Origin of the sequence: Teredinibacter sp. KSP-S5-2, assembly GCF_032773895.1 — a bacterium.
Classification (GTDB): domain Bacteria; phylum Pseudomonadota; class Gammaproteobacteria; order Pseudomonadales; family Cellvibrionaceae.
This window is the reverse complement of the sequence record NZ_CP120416.1, coordinates 3,171,603-3,196,904: the sequence shown is the minus strand read 5'-3', so window position 1 is coordinate 3,196,904 and position 25,302 is coordinate 3,171,603. Positions and strand designations below refer to the sequence as shown.

General features: G+C 43.3%; 17 protein-coding genes. 6 read left to right on the top strand and 11 right to left on the bottom strand.

Annotated features, from left to right (window positions below; translation table 11 throughout):
• Positions 1 to 32 precede the first annotated feature (32 nt).
• Both P5V12_RS13750 and P5V12_RS13745 read left to right on the top strand, forming a co-directional pair.
• The gene (locus tag P5V12_RS13750; protein WP_316953659.1) at positions 33 to 1,994 is read left to right on the top strand and encodes a POTRA domain-containing protein; all 1,962 of its coding nucleotides are present in this window, start codon (positions 33 to 35) and stop codon (positions 1,992 to 1,994) included.
• Positions 1,995 to 2,415: 421 nt separating this feature from the next.
• Entirely contained in the window at positions 2,416 to 4,566 is a 2,151-nt protein-coding gene (locus P5V12_RS13745) for a hypothetical protein (RefSeq protein WP_316953658.1), read from the top strand.
• Positions 4,567 to 4,969: 403 nt separating this feature from the next.
• On the opposite strand, the gene P5V12_RS13740 is transcribed toward P5V12_RS13745, so the two are convergent.
• The 4 genes from P5V12_RS13740 to P5V12_RS13725 form a co-directional block, all read right to left on the bottom strand.
• Complete coding sequence (locus P5V12_RS13740; protein ID WP_316953657.1) at positions 4,970 to 7,798, bottom strand: glycosyl hydrolase family 18 protein; 2,829 nt, start codon at positions 7,796 to 7,798, stop codon at positions 4,970 to 4,972.
• A gap of 668 nt (positions 7,799 to 8,466) precedes the next feature.
• Positions 8,467 to 11,331 (bottom strand): TonB-dependent receptor domain-containing protein, encoded by a 2,865-nt coding sequence (locus P5V12_RS13735; protein WP_316953656.1) that lies wholly within the window; start codon positions 11,329 to 11,331, stop codon positions 8,467 to 8,469.
• A 110-nt stretch (positions 11,332 to 11,441) separates the two neighbouring features.
• Positions 11,442 to 12,404, bottom strand: coding sequence for a FecR family protein (locus P5V12_RS13730; RefSeq protein ID WP_316953655.1), 963 nt, complete (start codon positions 12,402 to 12,404; stop codon positions 11,442 to 11,444).
• Positions 12,405 to 12,416: 12 nt separating this feature from the next.
• Complete coding sequence (locus P5V12_RS13725; protein ID WP_316953654.1) at positions 12,417 to 12,929, bottom strand: RNA polymerase sigma factor; 513 nt, start codon at positions 12,927 to 12,929, stop codon at positions 12,417 to 12,419.
• 1,044 nt (positions 12,930 to 13,973) lie between these two features.
• On the opposite strand from P5V12_RS13725, the gene P5V12_RS13720 reads away from it, so the two are divergent.
• A complete protein-coding gene (locus tag P5V12_RS13720) occupies positions 13,974 to 15,329 on the top strand; it encodes a trypsin-like serine protease (protein WP_316953653.1) in 1,356 nt (451 codons plus the stop codon).
• 166 nt (positions 15,330 to 15,495) lie between these two features.
• On the opposite strand, the gene P5V12_RS13715 is transcribed toward P5V12_RS13720, so the two are convergent.
• The 3 genes from P5V12_RS13715 to P5V12_RS13705 form a co-directional block, all read right to left on the bottom strand.
• The gene (locus tag P5V12_RS13715) at positions 15,496 to 16,179 is read right to left on the bottom strand and encodes a nucleotidyltransferase domain-containing protein (protein ID WP_316953652.1); all 684 of its coding nucleotides are present in this window, start codon (positions 16,177 to 16,179) and stop codon (positions 15,496 to 15,498) included.
• Positions 16,180 to 16,213: 34 nt separating this feature from the next.
• On the bottom strand, positions 16,214 to 16,738 hold the full coding sequence (locus P5V12_RS13710; protein WP_316953651.1) for an HD domain-containing protein: 525 nt from the start codon (positions 16,736 to 16,738) through the stop codon (positions 16,214 to 16,216).
• A gap of 384 nt (positions 16,739 to 17,122) precedes the next feature.
• The gene (locus P5V12_RS13705; RefSeq protein WP_316953650.1) at positions 17,123 to 17,356 is read right to left on the bottom strand and encodes a 4-diphosphocytidyl-2C-methyl-D-erythritol kinase; all 234 of its coding nucleotides are present in this window, start codon (positions 17,354 to 17,356) and stop codon (positions 17,123 to 17,125) included.
• A 274-nt stretch (positions 17,357 to 17,630) separates the two neighbouring features.
• Here P5V12_RS13705 and prfB point away from each other — a divergent pair.
• The 3 genes from prfB (at position 17,631) to ung (ending at position 21,103) form a co-directional block, all read left to right on the top strand.
• Positions 17,631 to 18,726, top strand: a protein-coding gene (gene prfB, locus P5V12_RS13700) for a peptide chain release factor 2 (protein WP_316953649.1) whose coding sequence is annotated in 2 segments (ribosomal slippage) — positions 17,631 to 17,702 and positions 17,704 to 18,726 — 1,095 coding nt in all. Because the reading frame shifts where the segments join, the coding sequence is not laid out codon by codon here.
• 115 nt (positions 18,727 to 18,841) lie between these two features.
• On the top strand, positions 18,842 to 20,362 hold the full coding sequence (lysS, locus tag P5V12_RS13695) for a lysine--tRNA ligase (RefSeq protein ID WP_316953648.1): 1,521 nt from the start codon (positions 18,842 to 18,844) through the stop codon (positions 20,360 to 20,362).
• Positions 20,363 to 20,416: 54 nt separating this feature from the next.
• Positions 20,417 to 21,103 carry a uracil-DNA glycosylase gene (gene ung / locus P5V12_RS13690; protein ID WP_316957433.1) on the top strand — a complete coding sequence of 229 codons (687 nt, stop codon included), beginning with the start codon at positions 20,417 to 20,419 and terminating at the stop codon, positions 21,101 to 21,103.
• Between the two features lie 12 nt (positions 21,104 to 21,115).
• Here the strand turns inward: ung and P5V12_RS13685 are convergent, their stop codons facing one another.
• The 4 genes from P5V12_RS13685 to P5V12_RS13670 all read right to left on the bottom strand — a co-directional run bounded on the left by P5V12_RS13685 (position 21,116) and on the right by P5V12_RS13670 (position 25,281).
• Complete coding sequence (locus tag P5V12_RS13685; protein ID WP_316953647.1) at positions 21,116 to 21,958, bottom strand: HDOD domain-containing protein; 843 nt, start codon at positions 21,956 to 21,958, stop codon at positions 21,116 to 21,118.
• A 78-nt stretch (positions 21,959 to 22,036) separates the two neighbouring features.
• The gene (locus P5V12_RS13680; RefSeq protein WP_316953646.1) at positions 22,037 to 22,972 is read right to left on the bottom strand and encodes a folate-binding protein; all 936 of its coding nucleotides are present in this window, start codon (positions 22,970 to 22,972) and stop codon (positions 22,037 to 22,039) included.
• Positions 22,973 to 23,122: 150 nt separating this feature from the next.
• Positions 23,123 to 23,968 (bottom strand): helix-turn-helix transcriptional regulator, encoded by an 846-nt coding sequence (locus P5V12_RS13675; RefSeq protein ID WP_316953645.1) that lies wholly within the window; start codon positions 23,966 to 23,968, stop codon positions 23,123 to 23,125.
• Between the two features lie 566 nt (positions 23,969 to 24,534).
• Positions 24,535 to 25,281, bottom strand: a complete 747-nt coding sequence (locus tag P5V12_RS13670) for an SDR family oxidoreductase (protein WP_316953644.1) — start codon at positions 25,279 to 25,281, stop codon at positions 24,535 to 24,537.
• Positions 25,282 to 25,302 lie beyond the last annotated feature (21 nt).

The window sequence follows — 25,302 nt, the reverse complement described above, 5'->3', positions numbered from 1 at the left end:
CTTTTGAATTTAATTCAATTAGATTTAACTGAATGTTTAAAATTACAAAGTCACAAGTTAGTGCACTGGCAGCGCTTTTTCTTCTTGGGCCTGTTGTTCAGGCTGGATTTTTGGAAATGCCGGATACCAGTGAAGTACCGGAATATGAACGGGAATCAATGTTAAAGGATCTGGATATTCCTTCTGTACGCGAGCGGGATCCTGATCCGGAAGCTGGGCCTCGGTTAAATGTTTCTGAGTTTAGAATTCAGGGCATCGTGGAGTTTCCTGAATTGGGTATTACTCGTGAAGCTTTAATTCAGCAGGTAGAGGAGCTTCGGTTTGATTTAATGGCCGAAGGGGAAATGTTGGATTCAGGTTATACGCTTGATGAGCTTGGCGAAGTTTCCGACATGATCAGCGATATTGAAAAGGAAACCGAAGGGGAGCATGTTGGTCCGGTTGATGTTCAGCGTTTGGTTTTTTTGATTCGGGATCAACGTAGAAAGCGGGGAGTCACCCTTGGCATGATCGAAACAGTGGCGGATACGATTACCCGTTACTATCGAGAGAGAGGTTTCATTCTGGCCAAAGCCTACATTCCCAAACAGCGAGTGAGAGACGGTGTTGTGACTCTTACTGTACTGTTGGGCGAATTAGGTGAAGTGGATGTTGTTAACAATAAAAAATACAAGAAGAAAACCATCCAGAAAGTTTTTAAAGACTTAATGGGAAAACCAGTTACCGCAAAGAAAATCGAAGAAAAACTCTATTTGGTAAACGATTTACCTGGATTTACCGGGCAGGGCTACTTTCAACCTGGCTCTCAGGTCGGGGACACCAAGCTAACAGTAAATACACTTGATGAGCGGTGGTTTGATGCCAACGTGCGTGTGGATAATCATGGTTCTGAGAGCGCAGGTGAAAATCGAATATACGCGGATTTATTGGTGAATAGCCTTTTAGGTGGTGATAGTTTGCATCTTGAAGTTCTAACCGCAATAGACCAGACTTCAACGACTTTTGGTTCGATTCGTTATACCACGAAATTTTTTCATCCTAAATTAGAATTCTCTGTCAGCACTTCAACGAATGACTTTATTATTGATCAGGATTCTTTAATTAACGATGATTCTGGCTCATCGCCAACATCGTCATTTGCGTTGGATATTGAAGGGAGTTCTCAGACAAGTAACGCTTCATTTCGTTTGATTCGTACGAGAAGTCGTATCAAGAATACCTCGTTCAATCTGGAGTACTCAAAGATTTCATCTCAACTGGAATCGAGCGGTTCTCCTATCGTGGATGACCAGGTAAGTAATATATCCTTGCGGTACAACTTCGACTTTTTGAACGAGAGGCGTCGCTTCCTTCATGTTGGTAGTGTTTACCTTACGCAAAGCTCGTTGGATAACTCCTTGGAGGTTTCAAGTAATGAAGGTGAAAACGGGCGGGACACCAGTGCAACAATTGTGGGTTACGACTATTCGTTGCTAACATTTGTAAACTCCCCGTTTAGTGATAAAGATACCCGTGTAGTAATTCGAAGCTCCGGGCAGTATTCTGGCGTTTCTATGTCATCCATTAATCAGTTTGGTTTGGCCGGCCCAACCAAGGCGCGTGGTTTTGAAGTAAATAAAAGCTTTAATGATGATGCGATTTATTTGGGCGCGGATTGGTTGTTTAATGGCCCCTCGTTTATGGGGAAATTTGTCGAAAAAACTATTCAGCCATTGCTGTTTATTGACGCGAGTTATGGTATTACGCATCCGATTGTTTCTCAAGGTAGTGAGAAAACCGAAACTCAGTTGGCAAACCTTGGCTTAGGTTTTAAGTTTAATCACAAAGGTAAAATCCGCGGTAACATGCTATTTGGGTTTCCCGTGCTATCGGAGACTAGCTCGAAAGGGCAGGTAATTAGTGGTAGTGAGGGCGGTGGTGGTGATAGCCGTGGTGCTTCGAGTGAGGATGACAAAAGCTCAGTGATTTATTTTGATCTTCAGTACAGTTTTTAATTGGTTCGATACAATTCATTCCCTATATTAGGCACCTTTTGTTAGGTGCCTTTCTTTAGTTTTTTCTAATAGATATTTGGTTCACATTGTCGAAAGTTAAATAATGTCTTGGGTGACAATATTTAACGGGGATATTTCTATTCGATAGACGTATTTGTACAATACTCGAAACAATAATAATAAGTTAAACCCAAGCCCTTTGGTGGTCGAGTATATGATTCGAAACGGATGTCGAGCTGTTCTGCTCTTTGTTAATTTTTTTTCAGATCTGTGTAGCAGAAAGCAGCATGCCTTATATATTTTGGCTTTGTGGTGTTTTCTTTTCTTTATATCGTACCTTTATTTAAATCTTTCATCTTCGGCGCATTGGAGTTCTCAGCTGGAGTTGTATTTAAAAACATCTGAGCCATTTTATGGGAAGATGAAGATTGATACGCCGCGGGGAATGTTGGAAAGCTCCGTATTTGTATCAAACCTGAAAGATTTATCACAAGAAAGGCATAAAATTGAAATAATTAATACGGGTATCTCGAATAAACGCGCACAAACTAACTTGGTTACAATCCAAAGTATCAATATAAACGATAATAATATTTCTTTGGTTCAGTTTGATAAACCGGGTTCAGTAAAATACAAAGATGGATACTTAAGCTTACTACCGAATAGGAAAATATCTTATCAAGGGCATGTCCGTAAAGGGCATATATATTTTTCTGAGCCGGTGTATTCTGCTTTTAGTGAAGTCTATATCGATGATAAGTATTATGCCGGGGTGGATCTATACTCGCATCAAGGTGCGTACAGCTTCAAGTTGCCAATAGGGGAGCACCAATCAATACCGTATTTGCAGAAGTTTGATCTGCCAATTTCCAAAATTAACTCTGTTGCCTTTCAGTTTGATCAAATTCCCAATGATTTTACTTTAATGACCGCAAACTTGCGTGTGAATGGGAAGCTTATCTATCTTAAGCCAAAGGTGGATATAGATCTTGGTCGTATTGAGTTTGATAATGAGGTATTTACCAATAATAAAAGAGATCATAAAGTAGTCGATTTTGCGATATTTATGGTTTCGTTGATTTTATCGTTTTTAATGGTCGAGTTATTTTTATTGTTTAGACGGCGAAGGATGTTTTCCAGACGGTATTGGCCATTTTGGGGCATGTTTATATGTTCGTTATCGATTATCTCTATTTTTTCTCTGTCCGCCTGGCCATCTATTATGCAGACAGACTCGATGGCAACTTGGGCACAAGTAAAATATCTGGATTTTAATACCTGGCACTCTCATGTATATAGTTTTTTTATCCTGTGTCTAACTATAATAACTGATACGCCTGCGGCTTTAACTGCGTTGCAGACCGTGTTGATGTCTCTGCTTATTTCTTATCTGTTTTTTAATTTGCTTGAGTTAGGTTTAAGTAAATTCGTTTTAATTGCTTTTTTTGTTGTGACGCTCACTTCTATTCCAGTTCTAATATACCCTTCATTTTTCGTCAGGGATGTTATTTACTCGATAGCGAGCGTTTTTCTATTCGTATTGTTGTTCTTCTGGTCAATTAGGAAACAGCATTTACCGATACGTTACGCAATTTATATTGGTGTGAGCATTGCTCTATTGGTTGGCTTTCGGTCAGAAGGTATTTATCTGATTGCGGTTGTGCCTGTTTGGTTAATGTTGTTTGTTCGCCCTCGAGTTCCTTTTGTTGGTCTTATGTTTATTTCCAGCTTGGTTGTTTTTTATGCTCAAGGTGCTCCGCTTAAGCATCTTTTAAATGCTCATGAAGATAAGAACTATATCTTAACCCTCTTGATAGAGCCTTTGGGCGAAATAATTAGCCAGCATCACCAAAGCGATAATTACGAAGAAGATAGAAGGGCAATTGATGCTGTTATTTGGTATGACGATTTGGCTAAGCATTATAAATATCTTGAAGCATTTTGGAGTGGGCGTCATTTAAAATATGGCGTGTATTCGGAACGGGATATTGAACGATTAAAAGATGTTGCAATAAAGCTTGTTATAATGAATCCACATATTTTTATAAAAAATCGAGCTAGAGTTTTTTACGATTCATTAATGTCTATTACCGGGGATGTGAATGTCTTACCTGCATATCACTTTTCAAATTCTCGACGTTGGGGGTGGCATGCTTTTGAAGACGATAAGTATCGTTTGGCTGTGTTTGATAGTGTTCCCACTCATCCAGCACTGATTTCTTTTCAATATAAAGTATATGAACGAATCAAGAAAACCCTGGATCTGGGGACTAATTTTTTCTTGAGTGGTAGAACGTTAGTTTGGAATGCAATGTTTTCTTTTTTGCTGACCCTTTTAATCGTTTCTCAGTGGAGCTTTTTTCCTAAGACCGCTGCGGTTTCCATGCTTATATTAATGCGTATGGGAATGCTGTTTCTGTTTTCTCCGATGTCTCACTTTAAGTACTTTTTCGACATTTATTTGTGGGGGTATTTCCTTCTGCCAATGGCGATAACTGAATTTTATTTGTATCGAAGAAAGAAAGCTGAGGCCAATAGATTATTCATGGTTCAAGCGGAAGTGAATGTGTAGTTCTCTTAGATGGGTGATGGTTCTATATTGCTCTGATTTGTTAAGGATCATACGAATAATGGCTTTTGCTCACAGTTATGTGATGGATGCTCCGGTTCTTTATTATGTGAATTTCCTTTTTATCCGTGTCAGTTTGATTATTGTCAGATTTGGAGTATGTCTTGACTCTACCATATCCATTAAAAATCAAAACGTAGAAATGCACATCGAATAGACGACGGCAGGGCGGTCTTCTTCGGCGGGTATAGTGTTTACAGATCTAAAGATAATCAGCTGCTCTAGGTGGAATTAGTCTAAGTTCAATGGAGGCGGGAACTTGTTGCCTCTGGGAATTTCGTAGTGATAACCATGAATAAAAAAAGGCGGCCATTGGCCGCCTTTCTATTATTCTCATAATAGAGAATTAGATATTACATACAAATGTCCAGGAGCCGTCGCTACCAGGCGCTGCCTGAGTCCACCAGTTAGCGCGGTATACCGCACCAGTGTTAGACATCATATCGCCACCAGCCGCATAGCTTGGATTACCCGCCCAGTCGTTTTGAGTCCAGTTGGGGTATGCATTTATCGCAGTTGGGTCAATGCCTTGAGCTGCACAGTCACCGGTTCCACCAGAAGAGCTAGAGCTGCTGCTTGAAGAAGAGCTGCTTGAGCTGCTGGATGAAGAGCTAGAGCTTGAAGACGAACTGCTTGAACTGCTGCTTGATGATGATGAGCTTGTACCACAATCAGCAGGAGCTGTAGTTGCATCCCACGCATAGTTCCATGCCCAACCTACACCTGGCTCATATGCAGAGTTACCGCTTGAACACCAGCCTGCAACTTTACAGCTGTAGTATCCACCCGCGTTAGAAACAACATCACCTACAGAGTAGCTGGAACCCGCAACATATGGGTTACAAGTTTGACCACCTGAAGAAGATGAAGAGCTAGAGCTTGAAGAAGAGCTGCTTGAGCTGCTGGATGAAGAGCTAGAGCTTGAAGAAGACGAGCTGCTTGAGCTGCTGGAAGAACCAGAACCGTCACAAGACTTCAAGAATACCCATGGGCCACCGGCAGTTGGAACATTGCCTTGTGTCCAGTAGCTGTTCTGGTATAAGTCGCCTTGGTAAAGTACTTGGGTTCCGCCTGCGGCGTATGTGGTACCTGCATCCCATTCTGGAGCGTCACATTGAAGAAGTACGAAGTCTGCTGTTGCAGTTTTCGCAAAACCATCGCTGCTGGTAGCAACAACTGTCAATGTGTAGTTACCGAAGTCTGCTGGTGTGAATACGGCGGAGTAGGTGCTGCCACTATTTGAAACAGCGAGTACTTGCGTTCCTACAGCCATTTCAACACTGGTAACAGTTCCTGCAGCGTAGGTAACGTCGGCAGATACCGCAACAGTTCCAAGAGGATCTTGTACGATCTTCACGTCTGGGGCTGTAATGGTTACTTCAGGAGAAAGGTGATCAGTGTTAACCGCTACAGTAATTGTGGCTGACTTCTGAGCGTTGTTTACATTGTCTGTTGCCACAGCGTGTACTTTGTAAGTACCTTCTGCGACGTTTGTCCAAGTGTAAGCAAAGTCAGTACCTGTAGTAGAAGTACCTAGAAGAGCATCGTCTACATAGTAGTCTACGCTTACAACAGTTCCGTCAGAGTCGGTTGCAGCTACTGCTAGAGTAATGTTGCTACCTGGAGCGTGCTTGTCAGCTGAGGTTGGAGCCGTAATACGAACAACTGGGCAGCCTTTACAACCAAGTGCAAAAACTTCATTCATTTTGTTCGCTAGAACTGGGTTTACGCCGCCACACACAGGTAGTTTACCTGCCATTGTGTAACCGCCAACACATTCAAAGTCGCCAGCAACTTGCCAAACAATACCACCGCCTAGGCCGTAGTCGTTTACGTATTGTGCTTTAAGACCAATTGAACGCTCATTGTCATAACTGACGAAGTAGCTTTTAAGGCCGTCTTTAGTCAGGTATGGCACTTTTGCACTGTCATCCCAATGCTCTGTCCAGCCGTCTGCTTTCTTCGATTCGACGAAGAAGTAGTTTGGCGTACCGTCATATACATCTAAAGGCCAGTTGTCATAGTCAGCAGCTGTTGTAACAGGGCCATCAGGCTGGATAGTGACAGATTTCTTGATCGTTGTCTGACCAAGCGCTGCTGGAGCTTCTGTGACAACACCGCGACCGTAGAAGCCGAAGCCCATGTTGATTTTCTCTCCAGGGATACCTTGAGCAAGTAGCCATTGAGCAGTGTCATCAAAGCTCAAGCCCCAAGCGGATCCAGGGTAGTTGAATAGTGGAGAGTTGTGGCCTGCATTATCTGACCAACCACCATCAACGTCATAGGTCATCATGTTGTAGTAGTCCATGTAGTTGTTCAACTCAGCCCAGTTGAAGCCAGCCAATTTGGTTGGGTTCATTGAGAAAGCGGAGGTGATTAACTTGTCTGGACCAATTTTCGTGCGAATTTCCTTAACAAGAGTCAGGAAGTTTGCGTAGTCAGCTTCAGTACCGGTGAAATTCATTCCAGAATATGGGCCTGGGTATTCCCAGTCTAGGTCGATACCATCGAAACCTAGAGCCATCAACTGGTCAACACCTTCCATAAACTTGGCGCGTTTTGCAGGATCTGCAGCCATTTCTGGGAAGTGTTTACACATACTCCAGCCACCAATCGACGCCATAACTTTCACGCCATTGGCGTGGGCATGCTCGATGATACCAGGCTTGCCACCCACTTTTTTAACAGGAATTGGTGCGACACCACTTAAGCCTGTTGCAGTGTGAGTCCAGTTTTGTCCGCTTACTACGAAACCTTGAGCAATACTCTCAGGTGTTTCTTGGTAAACAGGGTCTAGCTCACCCCAGATGAGGTACAAGTCCCAGGAAGAATATACGTCTGTCATTAATAGAGGAGCAGGTTGTTGTACCACACCCTCTTGATAAATGCTCTTGTTGCGGTAGTCACCTGAGTGAAGTGAGCCGTCAACAGCGACACCAAAGAACGAGTAGTTCAATATGGTGTATTTTGACATATCAACGTTTAAGTGGTTCGCGGCACCTTGAACAGGAAAACCTGCTTTAGCGTCTTTCCACGGATCCCACTGAGTAATGTAACCCACGATTTGTTTTTCGTGGTCGGCGGTTGTTGCTGCCAATGCCGAGTTAGCCAAACTCGAAATCATCACTGCCAGCATGGCCACCGCGGCTAATCGTCTGCAAAGCATCGTAATCATATTATTATCCTTATTGGAGTTAGATTTTACGTGCGTAAGTGACACAACGGGTTGCTACGTAAATTTTTTACTGGTCACGGGGTAACAAAAAAACAGGTCTATGCAAGACGGTTTTTAAGTCGCCTTTGAATAGCAAAAGAATTAAAACAGCTGAAAACGAATTTTTGATAATTGGTCATCGCTTCGTAGCAACGTTCATTATTATTGTTTGCCCTCCAATAGCGCGTTTCTATGCATTTTGAAGAACAAACACACGTTACATCAAACTACAATATGACACGGTGACTTGATCTACATAAACGAATAAAAACAGTTGGCCCAAGTCAAATTATGAGCCAATCCATTGCTCAATATTTTCTAATTTATTGAGTTAAAAGAAAATTTGAGCCGTAGTAATTTTAGAACGAATTAAGTTCATCGGGTAAGAGAAATTGGGTATTTCGTTATGTCCTGGATATAGCAATTTTGAATTTAAATACCATTTTATGGGGGAGTTTTAGTTGCTCGCTAATAACTTTATATGGATATCTAATAATGTGTTAATGCTAAAGTTTGGTTCTGTTGGTGTTGATTGTGGTTTTATTATTTATCTTTCCCTTTTTTTTAATACATACATTAATCCGTTGGGTTACACATGCAAATAAACATCGTCAATAATTATGGGTGGTTTAGTTTACTTGCCAGGATAACTGGGTATAAAAATAACGGCCTCTTAAGTCGTGTGTTCTAGCATCGTAGTTGTCAGTAAACGCTGTTGCTGAATAGGGAGGGGGAGTATCGAGTAGGTTGTCGATACCAAGCGAAAAGGTTACTTGAGGGTGAGTGAATGTGTGTTGAAACTGAATATTATGAATCGACCATGAGTCAATTCCCCTAACACCTTTCTCTATCGATGCCTCTTTCATCTTATCGACATAGAGGTGTGAGTAAGTAATTCGATTATCATTAAATTCTGCGGTTATCGAGGTGTTGGTTTTCCATTTGGGCAATGCACCGTGTCCCCCAAGAGTAACATCGACGAAACTACCGGAGAGATCACCACGGCTTTGATCGATCGTGGACCCCATCTCGTATTGTTCAATATAAGTCGCAAAAAAATTAATGTATGTGTTGAACTTCGGGCGTGTGAAATTCAGGCCGAGTTGTAAATCATAGCCTGACAATTCACGTTTTCCTGCATTCACGAGTGTGGTGTCAACCTTTTCCAGATATCCTTCTGCGTTGCGCGTTACCCTATCCGATTCACCTTCCATTGCCTGTTCAAAAACAAGGTATATTGGGTTAAGTAGATGAATAACATTTGTTTGGTTAATGCGAAAGTAATCAACACCGATTGTGTAGGTGTTGTTGGGTGAGCTCTGCCATAAAAAACCAACGGTCTTGCTGCGAGCCAGCTCCGGTTCCAGATTCATATTTCCCTGCTGTGAAATCAAAACAGATTGTGCGTAGTCGGAGATCTGCTGTGTGCAGCCGGGATAGTTTGTCACACTGTCTTCGTATGAACATGGATCTAATACGTTCGAATAATATATAAATTTTTGATCGCTTAATTCATAAAATGAGGGAGCCTGGAAGCTTTCTGAATAACTGGATTTGACTGTGAGTTGTTGGAACGGTTGAATTCTGATTCCAGTTCTGGGGGAAAAATTTTCTCCAAAATCGCTGTAGTTGGAATAACGAAATGCCAGTTCAAATGCTGTAGCGGTGTTTTCGCCAAGTAGCTTTGGGCTGTACTCTAATTCGTTATACCATTCCTGGATATTTCTCTCTCCTTCTAATGGCGGTGTATTTACCGCACCAAAAAAATAAGAATTTTTCCAGTCGTATTCTGGTCGCGTACGTGCTTTTTCCTGGCGGTACTCCAATCCTGTTGCAATCAGTAAAGGTTGATCGCCGATTTCATTCAGGTCGAAAGCGGTTTGAATATTCCAGGAAGATAAGCGACTGGTGGAGATAGATTGCGTTTGTGTGGATATATAATCAATTTGCTCTTCTGTAATACTTCCCCTTGGCCCTAACAAATTAATTGGGGTACAGCCGTCGAATTGGTTCCCCTGGCAAGATGCTGATGGGCCAATTCCTCTTATCAGTCGATAACCATCAACAATATTTAAATACTGCTGCCGTTCCTTGGATTCGCTGTAGTGGTAGGACGCAGATACGACTGCACCTGGCGTTATGTAATCGATGTTGGTTGCAAAAAAATGGTTATCTTTTTGATGAATATTTTTTTGATTTCCAAGTTCCACAAGCCTGCGAGTGACAAATGGTAGATCCATCCCGAATGGATTATAAATGTTGGACATTGATACGTAGGCGGGTAGCACACTGTAGCCTGTTATCACCGGTGTTGGGGCGGATTCCACCTCGCTTTCTGAGTAGGTATAGTAGTAGGAGAGATTGCCCTGTAGAGAAGACGAAAAATCCAGTTGATGATATGTGTAGGCTCCGTACCGTGTTGCAGGGGCGTAGGATGTTGTGTTTTGTTGGATATTATATGCATCATCACTTGCCAATGCTCTGTAGGGGGCTTCTGGATTGTTTGTTGCGATTATGCTGGAGCCATCTGCAAAGCTAATAATGCTATCGGGTGTTGCCCATGAGCGTTTATCGAAGCCACCGTTATCGAGAGTGTTTGCATCATTTGAAATCTGCCTATCTCGACTGTAAATGGCAGACTGATCAAAATAATATGCGGATACATATGCATGGTAACGGTTGAACTCTTTTCCGGCTTTTATCTGCGATACCTGAGTTTCTAAATCGTTTTTGTCCGTTAAACCATAAACGTATCGAGTCTCTATACCATCGTAATATTTTTCCAGGTTAATATTGACCGTTCCTGCTATTGCATCTGAGCCATAAATGGCGGATGTGCCGTCCTTAAATATTTCAATATTATCCGCCGCAAAACTGGGAATGGTGTAGAGATCTACTGACTGGAAATTAGCGCTTTTCGGTGCGACCCGTAACCCATTTACCAACACCAGTGTGGCATCTGATGGAAGGCCTCTAAGGGAAACGGTTGACGAGCCATCACTGCCTAAGCTGATTGCTGTGCTGGAGCTTTCCCCTGTCACAAGGGGATTGTTTTTTAATACATCGTGCAGCGAGGTGGCACTGGTAAGGCTTATTGTATCGCTGTTTATTGTGACTAGTGCGCTGTTGTTATAGGTGCTTTTTCTTATCAAGTGTGAACCGGTTACGGCTTGTCCTTGTACTCGGACTTCCTCAATTTCAGTGACCATTTCTTTACTTCCCGGTTTTGAAACAATTTGAATAATGTATGAGTCCGGGCCCGTGTTAAGGATTTGGCATGAACAGTTCTGGGTGGCCAGTTTTATGGCTTCCATTAGCGTGAGCTTGCCTTTGATCTCGGGGGCTGGGGTATCACCAATATCGTTGGTCTTGAATACGATGGTTGAATGCGTGTCTTTCCCAAGTTTGATCAATGTTCGGGAAAGCATGCCAGCGGGAATGTTGAAGGTAAAAGAAGTGTCGGGTGTGGCTGTTGGTTTTGCACCAGTAGTCACTGCTGAGAATGCTATGAGTATTCCCCAGAGAACACTGAAGATGCATTTAAAATCGACGCTTCTGGTATGAAAAGGTTTCATTTTTAGGGTTGAGAACCTTTACGGCTGGATCAGGATTCATGGACGATCAATTCCTGATCGTCAAACTCCAAATCGTTATTTTTAAGAAGTGTTCGTAATGCGGTTTCGGGGTTATCGAGATTTACTGTGCCGGATATGAGTATTGTTCGTTGAAGCTTGTCGGTGATGCTGATTGAGTAGGGAAGGTAGCGATTCAGTTCCGAAATGACTTCTTCCAAAGGACGAGAGTCGAAAACCAAAAACTTCTCTTTCCACGATACGAGGTTGTCGTTAATGTTCTTGGTAACTTTACCGAGACCGCGGGAGGTGAAGCTCACTGAATCGTTTACTGTGAGTTGTTTGCTTTCCGGTTGATGGTTAGAGGGGGTTTTTCGTTCTTCAACTTTTACGGTGCCTTCTGTTACCACGACACTGGCGTTATGTTTGTCTACTTTAATACTGAACTCTGTTCCCAGGGCGGTGACGAGGCCAGACGAGAGTGAAACCTGAAATGGCCGGCTTTTATCTTTAGCTACGCGGAAATAGGCTTCACCGGAAATCAAACTCAGCTTGCGCAAGCTTTGCTCAAAGCTGACTTCCAGTTGTGAGTTGGTGTTGAGTGTGACCCGACTACCATCTGTTAATGTATAAGACGCCTGCTCCCCAACATGGGTTTGGTATAGCTTGGATTGCGTTTGCTCAAAAGAAAAATGAAAAAATACACTCAGACCGATGAGTAATACACACAAACCAGCCGCAGCTTTATAGTAGTACTGCCTTTTCTGTGAGTTTCTATGTTGGTTTTTATAGGTTTGATAGCTCTGTTGATTGGTATACCTGGATATCGTACTCCAATCTTTTTCGATTCGGTTAAATTCTAATTGATGGGTTTGGTCTGAGTTGTACCAGTTTTTGAACTCGGAAAACTGTGCTTCTGTTAACTTGTCGGATTGCAGTTTTATAAACCACTGTTCTGCTTGCGCTGTAATATGTTTATCCGAAATGATACTCATAGTTTTGGCATATTATTCGTTAATAGTCGATCGACATGTTCTCAGTGCTTGAAGCATATATTTCTCCACGGAAGAAACAGACACCTGCATTTTTTCAGCGATCTGGCTGTAGGACAGTCCATGCATCCGGTGGAGCAGGAATGCCTTGCGCACTTTCTTTGGCATGGATTCTATCGCTGTTTGTACTTTTATCAACTGTCTTTGAGCTTCCACAGTAATCTCGGGTGATCCGAATTCCAGTTCATTCTTATAAATATCTGTTTTGAGTTCGTAGTATTTGTCTTCTACAGATTTATGTCGGAAGTGATCTACTACCAGGTTCTCAGCCATACGGTATAGGTAACCGGGAATGTTTTGCACGTTTTTTAGGCGGCTTTGGTTGGATGAGAGCCGAGTGAAAGTCGTTTGCATGGCATCTTCCGCAAGCTCCTGGTTGTCGTATTTACGTGTTAAGAAGCTGGTTAATCCATCCGAATGCTCTTGATAGAGCTGCTTGAGATTAATCTTGCCTGATTCTGAACTCATATTATTTTTCTGAATTGTAGGTTCAATTTACAAGAGTTGTCTTTATTGCGACCGCGAATGCCTTTATCGGCTGCGGTCGTTGAAAAATCTTAAACTAGTTTTTGCCAAATAGAAACAGGCGAGGTTTGGCTGAACTTCCGGCGTTATTCGAATAGTTGTTGTTAGTTAGTAATAAACGCCCGTCTATATTAGCTAATGTTATATGTGGTTGAGATCAATAAGCGAGATTTTTATATGTATATGTTTGCATCGTGAATGGGTGTGAAAAAAAGGCAAAAAAAACAGATTTTACATGAGGTATTTAAGTTTTTGATCGTCCAAAAATAAATCTATATTTATGTGTGCTTTTTCGCATTTTTAGCCAAAATTTTACGAAGGTTATGGAATAAATCCGAGATTTCGGTGTTTCCTGCTTACTTTTTTGCCGTTGAACGGGAAAAAGCTTTCCTCTGTATATTTGACCTGATTCTTATTCTCATCGGAATGTCTGCAGTTACATAGGGCTTTTGGTCACTTTATTTCTCCACGTTGTTCGTGGGGAGACTCTTGTTGCCGTGCTTGGGTAAGTTGGTCATTTCATTAATAACCGGAGTTGAATGTGTTAGTGATTATGGCGTTTGTGTTTTTTATATTTCTCTAAGCTGGTTTTGTTCTTCGTGGTCATGGCATGTTTATCTTTGCCAAATGGTTTCTCCTCAGGCTGATAGAGTAATTTGAGCATCCTTTATTTCCTAAAAAATGATTTTGACGATTTTTTTTCTAAAAGCCAACGTTTGCGAGACAAAAGAATAAACGCAGTATTAAAGATTCTCTGCAATAGAAAATGTTCGCTTTCTATTTGGATAAACGTTTTTGTTGGGTTCTCCCTCAAGTAAAAAATATGTTTTTTATATGTCTGAGGTGAACGCAAAACTATGCGTCTATTAATTTGAAGTGACTGCTTTATTACTTCATTCCAATTCGTTGTAGTTGACAATAACGTATAAGAGTGTCTTGAGAAAAATGGCATTCTCATGCACACCTATCTATAAGAAGGTATGTTCTATGATTGATGTAATTACCAAGAAAAAATGGCTGCGCTGGACTGCATTGTTGTCCATTGGTATCGCAAGTTATTCTGTTTTTTCAGTTAACGCCGAGGACATAACGCCGAGAGTCGTGAATGGAACTGAAGCTGTTCCTTATTCTCGTCCATACCAGGTTGCGTTAATGTTTAATGGTCGCCAGGGATGCGCCGGAACCTTAATTAGTCAAGACTGGGTACTTACTGCGGCACACTGCCTGGATAATGTGAGCACTTCCTCTTTGAGTGTGCGAGTCGGTGCGCATAGGCTAAGTAGTGGTGATGGTACGGACTATCGCGTTGCGCAAAAAATACAGCACCCAAACTGGACTCGAAATGTGACCAGTGGATGGGATTTGGGGTTGTTGCGTTTACAAACTCCTGCCAGCACGCAGTACACGCCGGCAAAATTACCCACACCTGAAATCGAAGCCCAGTATGCGGGTGTTGGAAGTTATGTAACCGTGTCTGGTTGGGGGGCAACTCGTTTTCAAGGCAGTGGTAGTGATGTCTTGATGGAAGTGGATTTACCGATAATTTCTAATTCACAGTGTGGTAGTGAGTTGAGTACCAGTCTGCCCGGTTCTGTTATTTGCGGTGGATGGGAAAGTGGTAAGTCTGCGTGTAATGGCGATTCTGGTGGCCCGTTCGCGACTCAGGTTGGCAATGACTTTTATAGCATTGGTACGGTGAGTTGGGGGCAGAATTGTGCTTCTGCTTCGGTGTTTACTCGAACCAGCAGTTACCTGGATTGGATTAAGCAAAATACGGGAATCGGTTCGGGTTCATCGTCCTCTTCTTCCAGTAGTTCGAGTAGTTCATCATCATCAAGTTCGTCTTCTTCGGGTGGTAGTTGTAATGGTACGCAGTATGTTCCTGGCACCAACTATTCCGCGGGGCAACGTGTGCAAAATAATGGCCGAGAATATGTGTGTGATGTTCCTGGCTGGTGTTCATCAGATGCTGCGTGGGCTTATGAACCAGGTGTTGGTTTGTACTGGACTACGACTTGGAGCGATGCGGGAGCCTGTGGAGGCAGTTCTTCTTCCAGTAGCTCTTCCACTTCGTCCTCCAGCTCAAGTTCGTCCTCCAGCTCGAGTTCAAGCAGTAGTTCGTCGTCTTCATCTTCGTCGTCAAGCAGTTCGTCCGGTGGATCAACGTGTACTTCACCGGTGTTTGTTGAGGGAGCACATTATAATGCGGGCGACTTAGTGCAAAATGCCGGCAGTGAGTACCGGTGTACAGTTGGTGGTTGGTGTACTCTTGGTGGACCATACGCTCCGGGCACCGGTTGGGCATGGCAATATGCATGGACGCTTAAGCAAAGCTGTCAGTAAGATTTAGCGCTGACTTATGTCACGCTTTTAACTCGGAAAAATCGCCACCTCCTATTTGTTGGAGGTGGTGATCGATAGAAAAAAATACCAACGCCAGTTTATTTGTTTAAACTAAATTGGGACGGTTTTTCGTCAGTGTCATCAAATGAAATATTTGATAATACGACTATGGTTTATTTCCTTCACTGGTCGAGATAAAACTCTCCCATTCTTCTGCATGCTCAGTTTGAATTAAATCCAGTAATCGATTGTAAGACATGCGGATAATCGATTTGCCATCGGTGCTACTCCGTCCCTGAACTCGAATGTCATTTTCCGGATATACCGATAGCTCGACGGGGTATTCCGTATTTAAATAAATATGGGTGAACTGGCGAAAACCATTTTTATAACGTATATCAACAGTTTCCTTTTCATATTGCCAATCTATTTGGTTTAGCTTGGATTCAAGTTTTTCCACGGTATCGGTAAAGACATGTAAATCGATATCACTTCCTTTTTTAATTCTGCCTGTACTGACTGAGCCAATTAATCGAGGAGAATATTCCGCCAGCGTTGCCATTACTTCGAGTGCTAAGAGACGCATTTCAAATAGTCTATCTGTTAATGTTCTGCCTTCATACATGGATGCTAATTGATATGCCCGCTCCGATATTTCGCCATTGGATGGTAAGTCACGGGTACGCACCGTTGCGGCTTTTCCTCCGCCCTGACTCAGAATATTTTTCGCTGCACGCCATTTAGCTGTGTGATATTGCTTAACGTTTTCTTCATACATAAGCCTGGCGGCTTCGTTGGTTAGTAATTGTCTGAAATGTTTGCCTGAAATACTTTTTTTGTTGGTTTTCATTTTGATGAGGGCTTTGTGCCCCGGGTGGTTGAGATTAGTTACAGAGAGAATGGTCTAGTATTTTATGCGAGTGTGGATGCAGAATATTTAAGGCGGTTTGCACACTCATTACTTCGACGCCGACTTTTCTGCCGGCAAGGTCCCAGCGTCTTAATTTCTCTAAGTTGGCCAGCTGGGATGTTCCTTTAAGCTGTCTTCTGGTTTTCGTTGGATTATTAAGTAAATCCAAATGATGTTCGATTAACCAACAAATATCGTTATTCAGTACTCCATAAAATGCTTGGGCACCAGCTTTGTCATGGTTCGGGTAATCGATTCCTTTACCTACATCATGAAATAACGCTGCTGCCAGCAATGTTGGGTCCTGGGTTTCGCGCATCGCGTAGCCAAACACCTGTAGTGAATGGTAAAGAGTATCGCGTTCTGGGTGGTATTTTGGGGATTGAATAACGCCGTTTAAATTACTCAGTAATTCATATAGGTAAGCGTAAATGGTTTCTAACGTCTGGCAAAAAGAATGTGAGTTGTGTTTTGGAAATGCCGTGGGGTGGTTTGTCACATAGTTACCGGTGGAGCCCGGCTGTCTGAAAAGTCGTCGACAAAACTAACAGTCTGATATTTACGCGTCAAGTTTTATTAAGGAAGCGAAGTTTTCTCTTTTCGTGTTTTTCCTCAAGCTTCTTTAAAGTGTGTGTGCCGACGATGCATGCATAATCTGGTGGGTGTTGTAGACAAAAAAAGCCCACCAAAAAGGTGGGCGAACGGTAGTGATGACTACAAGGAAATAGATTGTAGAAGTGCTACAGCTATGTACTACGTGTTTCAAAGGTTATAGGGGAAAGTCATTACAGCCATATAACTTTCCCATATATCGTTACTGAGACGAGTCGGCTAAAAAAAACCTCAAAGAAAAATAACAGAGGTGTGAGTAAACGAAGAAAAGCTAGGCGCAGGCCCAGGAGATGGCTGCCCGGCGTCTTTCTATATAGGCGAACTGTTTTTCACCTGTGCGGGGGTGTTTGGGGTGGCAAAAATGGTGGTGGTCATCGGTGGAGCCCATGTACTCCCAGCAGTGTCCGACAAACAGGCAAATTGGATCGCCTTCGTTAATCGGTTCCAAGGCGAGCATTTCCCACATTTCTAACCATTCAGGGTCTTTTGCTTCTAAGAAGTCCATAGGGCTCTACGTATCTATTGGAAAAGGAGTGATGCCAGTAATCTATATTTTCAATACTTTATTGTAGAATTGTAAAGTTGTTTGTCAATAAAATACTTTAACTTTTTGTTTTTATTGGAAAAACTTCTCACTTTGTCTGTTGGTTTTGATAGTGGATACCGACAGTTGTCCCCTTAAATTAGCCACTTTTTCGGGGGTAAACACATGGAGAAGTCGTACCGGGTCATGTAAAATTGCCGCTTTTTTGCTAGCGGTTGAATCTACGAGAGAAATTATGGAAATCGCCCCACTAATGAATACCCTTGCCGACCTGGAAGAACGCACTAATGTGCTTAGGGGGTATCTTTGACTATGTCGAAAAGAAAGAACGTTTGGCGGAAGTAGAGCTTCTACTTGGCGAACCGGATGTTTGGAATGATCCTGAGCGCGCCCAGGCTCTTGGAAAAGAGCGAGCTTCATTAGAGTTGGTGGTTGAAACCATCGAATCGCTGGAGCAGGGGGTTGCCGATTGTCGCGATCTGGTTGAAATGTCCGTTGAGGAAGACGACGAGGAAGGCATTCAGGATGTTGAAGCCGAAGTTGATGGCCTCGAAAAACAGTTAGCAATTCTTGAATTTCGTCGAATGTTCTCTGGCGAAATGGACCCGAATAATGCGTATTTGGATATTCAGTCGGGCTCTGGTGGTACCGAAGCACAAGACTGGGCTGAAATGATCTTGCGTATGTACCTGCGTTGGGGAGAAGCAAAAGGGTTTAAGACCACACTGGAAGAAGCCTCTCCTGGTGATGTCGCCGGAATCAAAAGTGCAACTATCCGTTTTGAAGGTGAATATGCCTTTGGTTGGTTACGTACCGAGACCGGTGTTCATCGTCTGGTTCGTAAGTCACCCTTCGATTCCGGTAACCGTCGTCATACATCCTTTGCTTCGGTGTTTGTGTCCCCTGAGATTTCTGACGATATCGAAATTGATATTAACCCGGCGGACTTGCGGGTAGATACCTACCGTGCCAGTGGTGCGGGTGGGCAGCACGTAAACAAAACGGATTCTGCAGTGCGTATTACCCATGAGCCTACGGGGGTTGTGGTGCAGTGCCAAAGTGAGCGCTCACAGCATGCCAACCGTGACAAGGCGATGAAGATGCTGCGTGCAAGAATGTACGAGCAGGAATTGCTGAAGCGCAATGCTGAAAAGCAGGCGATGGAAGACAGTAAGGCCGATATTGGTTGGGGAAGCCAGATTCGTTCCTATGTGTTGGATGATCAGCGAATCAAGGATTTACGCACATCGGTTCAAACCAGTAACTGCCAGAATGTATTGGATGGAGATCTGGATCAGTTTATCGAGGCAAGCTTAAAGGCTGGTCTCTAAATACCCGGCGTTTCATCCGCAGGGTGACATGACGATGACCAAAACCGGCTTTAGCATTATTGCTTAGGCCAACATAACCGAACATTTTTTAGTTTAATTTAAGGTGCCACTTAGAATGAGCGACCAACAGAAAAACGCAGCGCAAGATGAAAATAAATTGATTGCAGAGCGTCGAGTTAAATTGTCCCAATTGCGTGAAGAAGCGAAAGAGCAAGGGGTAACGGCGTTTCCAAATGATTTTATCCCTGAGAATAAAGCCAGGGAATTGCAGGACGTTTTCGGGGAGAAATCCAAAGAAGAGCTGGAATCCCTTGGTAATGTTGTGAGTGTTGCCGGACGGGTTATTCGCAATCGCGGTGCGTTTTTGGCGATCCAGGATGTCTCTGGTCAAATTCAGCTTTATGTCACGAAAGAGGCCCGTCCTTTCGCAAAGAAACTGGATTTGGGTGATATTGTTGGCGTTAAAGGTGAGTTGCATAAGTCAGGTAAAGGCGACCTGTATGTGCAACTGGATGAGTATGTACTGTTAACCAAAGCTCTGCGCCCGCTGCCGGATAAATATCACGGCTTGGCTGACCAGGAACTGCGTTATCGACAACGCTATGTGGATTTAATTGCTAACCCTGAAGTTCGCGACACCTTTGTTATTCGCTCCAAAGTGATTCAATTTATTCGCAACTACCTGAACGGCAATAACTTTTTAGAAGTGGAAACGCCGATGTTGCAAACCATTCCCGGTGGCGCAACGGCCCGTCCATTTATTACGCACCACAATGCGTTGGATATGGACATGTATTTGCGTATTGCTCCAGAACTGTATCTCAAGCGTTTGGTTGTGGGTGGGTTTGAGCGTGTGTATGAAATTAACCGAAACTTCCGTAATGAAGGTTTATCCACACGGCATAACCCTGAGTTCACCATGCTGGAGTTTTACCAGGCCTACGCGGATTACAATGCATTAATGGACCTCACTGAAGACTTACTGCGCAAGTTGACATTAGAAGTATTGGGCACCAATACCATTGTTAATACCAAACCTGCCAAGGGTGAGGAAGAGGCGGATACGGTTACATACGATTTCTCCAAACCATTTACGCGTTTGAGCGTGTTCGATTCCATTTTGCATTTCAACCCGGAACTGTCTGCTGGTGATATCGACAACATGGATTCGGCAAAAGCTTTGGCTGAAAAGCTGGGTATTCCACTGAAAAACTCGTGGGGGCTGGGCAAGGTTCAAATCGAGATCTTTGAAAAAACTGTTGAGCACCGTTTGGAGCAGCCAACGTTTATTACCGAGTACCCGACCGAAGTGTCGCCTCTGGCCAGACGTAACGACAAGAATCCGTTTGTCACCGATCGTTTTGAATTTTTCGTTGGTGGACGGGAAATTGCCAATGGCTTTTCCGAGTTGAATGACGCGGAAGATCAGGCCGAACGGTTCCAGGCCCAGGTGGCGGAAAAAGATGCCGGCGACGACGAGGCCATGCACTACGATGCAGATTACATTCGCGCTTTGGAATATGGTTTACCACCGACTGCCGGTGAGGGAATTGGGATTGATCGTTTGGTGATGATGTTGACCGATTCTCCATCTATTCGTGATGTCTTGCTGTTTCCACACATGCGCCCTGAATAATCCGTTAACTGGAGCATCAATATGAACGACACCCTGGCCGACTCAACGGTAAGTATGGATAAAAAGGTTGATCTGAATGAAAGCTGGATGCGTGTGATCGGTGACGAGTTTGATGCTCCGTATATGACGCAGCTTAAGCAATTTCTATTGGCAGAAAAGCAGGCGGGAAAAGTCATTTACCCGCCGGGAAAACAGATTTTTAATGCGTTAAACACTACTCCGTTCGACCAGGTGAAAGTGGTGATTCTCGGCCAAGACCCGTATCACGGCCCTGGTCAGGCGCATGGTTTGTGTTTTTCCGTATTGCCCGGTGTGCCTTATCCTCCCTCGTTACAAAATATCTTCAAAGAAATTCAGGCGGACCTTGGCTTGCCCATGCCTAATCACGGCTGTTTGCAAGCTTGGGCAGAACAGGGGGTGTTGCTACTCAACGCCACATTAACGGTGGAGCAGGCGAAGGCCGGTTCTCATCAGGGGAAAGGGTGGGAGGTTTTTACCGATTCTATTGTCAACGCGTTGAACGCCCATCGTCAGGGAGTTGTATTCTTGCTTTGGGGTAGTTACGCGCAGAAGAAAGGTGCAATGATCGATCAAAATAAGCATTTTGTGTTGCGATCTGCTCACCCCTCACCCTTATCGGCGTATCGGGGTTTTTTCGGTTGTAAACACTTCTCGCAGACGAATCAATATCTTGTGCAAAACGGGCAGAGCCCGATTAACTGGTCTCTGCCGAATGTTTAAGCGTTGAGCTTATCAGCCTGACAACATTTTCATTGCCGCTTCCATGTCTTCGCTGAGGTCTTCGGCTTCGGCGGATTCAATATTTGGATCCAGTCCCAGGCGGTCAAATGCTGTGACGGTACTGAAATCCAGGTTGGCATAGATCCCTCCTTTGTCCCCCGCATAATCTTCAAGCATGGCCACGGTCACCAAGTCCGCGTAGTCTGGAGCGGCTATCTGGCGAGTAAAATTGAGGTGGTCAACTGGAACGTTGCGAATCTCTGAGGGAAACTCCCAGGTGGTCAGGATCTTGACCCCGAGTTGAGGATGGATTTCGTTGATGATTTTATCCAGGGTGAAACTGTCTCTGAGTAAGCTGGGGTGATCTTCGGCGAATGACAGGATCGGTAGCACACCTATCTGATGGGTGAGGCCGGCCAGTGTTGCCTGATCGGGTCTTAACTTGGTCTTATGTTTACAGAAAACGTGGCAAATACCTGCGATCTCACTGGATCTGGTCCAGGTTTCGCGAAGTTTTTTATCGACAAAATCGGTAGTGGCCTGGAACATTTGCTCCATTGCCAGGCCTGTTGCCAAATTACAGGTGTATTGCATGCCCAGCCGGGAAAGCGCCATGTTCAAGTCTTCAATTTCTCGCGCGGCCCGAAACAGCGGACTATTGGCAACCTTGATAATTCTTGCAGTCAAAGAGGCATCGGTACTTATGACGGCGGCTAGCTTTGGGATGCTTGCATTTTCGTCTTCTGCAACTTCCCTCACTCTCAACGCCATTTCGGGGAGGGTGGGAAGTACCAGCCGGTCTGTTTCGATGGCTTTGTTGATTTCTTGCGCAACTTTTTCGGCAAGAGCACTCATAGGTAGGCCTCTCTTTTGCTATTGTTCTCGGTCTAACCCCGGTCACCTGCACTCAGGCGAGAGATTAAATGCGTACCTTTAACTTATAGCATAGGGGAGGGGTAACCATTGAATAATTGAACGAGATTCATCACCTAAAGTCACAGAGTCATTTTCTCGACAGGTGTCGCTGGCTAACACTAAGAGCTCACATTTTTTGTCATTTACTTTTGATGAAAATATAACCGTTCCGCACTTTGTTTCTTGATCGTCTACGTAAATCGGGTTGCCGGAAGCGGGGGGGGAATCCGTTTCACATTCCGCTCTGTACATGTGCTTTTTGAGCTGCCCTTTGTAATGCATTCGGGCAACAATTTCCTGCCCTGTATAACAGCCTTTTTTAAATGAAACACCATGCACGAGTTGAAAATTAATTTCCTGGGGTAATAGGAATTCAAGAGTTTCGATTCGTACTTCTCCTAGCCCTCGACGAATGTTTTCCAGTTGCCAGCGGCTTTGCTCCACCACAGAAAAGGTGTTTTGTAGATCTTTCCAGTGCTCTTTGAGCGTGTCTTTTGCAACCCACATTTCTTGAATATTGTTTTCGTTTAAATGCACAGAATGCTTCAGGTTAATATTCAGAATGGTATCTTTGGCGGATTCTGCTTGGATAATACCCAGCAATGCAAACTGGTCCGATTGCAAAATTTCTACTTTGGAAAATACGGCGTATTTTTTTAGCGAAGCCAGTAGTTGCGGGCAAACACTGTTGTGGACTCTCAAGCCGATTGCATTTTCTCCCATCTGTGCTGCCACAAAGCTGGCGATCATTCTTCCTTTGGCTGTGCAGTGTGCACCGAGGATTGCGGAAAAAGAATGGAGCAGGGTGAAGTCGCAGGTACACTGGCCTTGCAAAAATTTTTCAGCATCTGGGCCTTTTACCGTTATCAGAGAATAATCTATGAGTGGGGCAAATCTCAGTTGATTTTCCGAAGCCTCGGTAAAATGAATATCAATAGATGACCAGTCGAACATAGGTAAATGTTATTCCGTAGTAAGCAGAAAAGGAAATAGCATGTGTGGGGACAGTTTGACACAAATACAATATGCAGTCTCAACTTACTTGTAGCAAATGCTCGTCATTAAGCAAGTCGAGAATAATGGGTATATTGATTGAGGAGGCTGCTAGAAAATATACGCGTCATTTTTTCCTGCTATATGAGAAACACTTTTAAACAATCGGCAGTAGGCTTGATACTCATCGAGAGGTGCGGTGATAAATGTTTCCGCAAGCATAACCAGTCTGTTTATTTGTCTTTTTCGAATTTGGCTGAATATCAAATGAGGTGCCAGAGCTGTCAGGTGTTTGCTAAAGCAGGCAAAAAAACGGATCTCGAGCAAAAAGGAAAAGCGTTTATCCTGTTCGATGTTTTCGTAGTTTCTATAGGTATTAATACTCAGGCCAAGCTTTTCAGCCATGACTTCCTGGCTATAGCCGTGGATACGGCGAAACTCTCGTAAAGCTTGGGCAATACTGGTATAGAGTTGATTTTCCAGCTCTGTTGTAGCTTCATCCATTGAATACTTATCCATGCAAATATCCGTCTTGGGCTGAATAAGCAGCGTACTTTTATGGCAGACTGACCTAATCAGCTCAAGGAGGGCAAAAAACGAGGTGTCGGTTTGTTGGGCTATGGGCCCATAAAAGGGAAGTAACTTCCAGCTCACCAGTTTTTCTGGAAGCATATCCACGTATGGGGTGTTGGCGACAAGCAGGTAGGCGGGAATACCGGTGATTAACGACCATCGGCAAACAGAGTGATAGCGGGGGATATCCTGGCCTGTTTCGTACTTCCGGTATTGGGGTACGGAAATGTTCATAAATGCAGCAAACTGGGATTGGGTAACTCCTGCTTGTTTACGCAAACCTCTTAGGTTTTCGCCTATTCTTGCTGCTATCCCATCCTCTGCGTCGTCAAACCGCATGTTGTTGTAGGTCTGGGTATTATTATTTTTAATGAAAGTGTTCACACTCGACCTTAATTTTCCTTAATGAACCTTGGCGCATAATGCATTTAGTTATTTGGATACTATTCAACCACAAATTCGATCTGGTTGAAGCACTGAATTGTGCATAATCAGGTCATTCTCAAGTCTTAAGTTAATTATGTGAATTTCATCACGTAGTTAGCTGGCCTGCATAAACTTCCGGCTAAAGTGTTTCGATTTAAATGTCTACTTTTTCTCATTTTTGACCGACCATTCAACTTTAGTTATGCACTTTTCTTTATTTATATAAGACGTTAGTGAAATACATTTTTCGTATTTACCCACAATAGTATGATTTATTGATGTCGATAGTCATACTATCGTGTCTGGTCGCTAGCTCTGTTGCTGGATTATTATTTGCCCATACCGGCTGGTTTGACAGGGATAGAGAGAAAGTCTGGAGCCAGGTGGTGTGTGTTTATTGTTATTAGTTATGTTTTTTGCTTAAAAGATTAATACTTTAGTAAGTATTAATCTTTTTTTTGTCTGATGATTTTGTTTATGGTCTATGTTTATGCCAAAACTAACATCTCTGCTGTTAATTTCTCCTAATTTTGATTGATTAGTCTCATTCCTGTTTTCTTGAGAAAATATGCGAGATATCTGGCCAGATTGGATTTCCCCAATCGTATCTCATGTTTATCTTGCCTTATTGCGCGTATTGTTTTTTGGGCTGCGATATTTGCCGGCATAGCCTCGATGGATGAGGGCAGTGTTCCTTTGTGAAAATTGGTATTTACCAGTGGCATAATAACTTCAATGATTTGTATGCCCGTATCCTGTAGAGACCAGCGCAGGCTTTGAGTGTAAGAATGGAGCGCAGATTTAGCTGCACAATAGAATGCTTGTTGTGCTTTCGGTAAATAAATTAAGCCGGTGGTGATATTTATAATTGCAGCTTGTTCCGTTCGTTTTAGAAGCGGCAGGTATTGATGAATTAAGTTTATCGGTGCGTAATAGTTTATTGCGAAATCCTGCTCCAGCTTTTTAAGGGTTGTATCTTCATTATCCGTTCTTAAATTTGTTTCTGTTTTACTTCCAGCATTATTTATTAAAACATCAATCTTCTTGTGCTCTTTCTGGATTTGTTCAAGCATTGATTTTACTTGATTTTTATCGGTGATATCGCATTGGATTGTGTGAAGTGAGGGGGTGTGAGACTTTGCCTGGTTGAGTTTTTCTTCTGTTCTGCCACAGATAATTATCTGGTTGTTGGGATGCAACTGCTTGGCTAATTCAAGTCCAATGCCTTCGCTTCCTCCAGTGATGAGAATGGTGTTACCGCTGAGTTTCATTGTTATCTCCCGTGAATACAG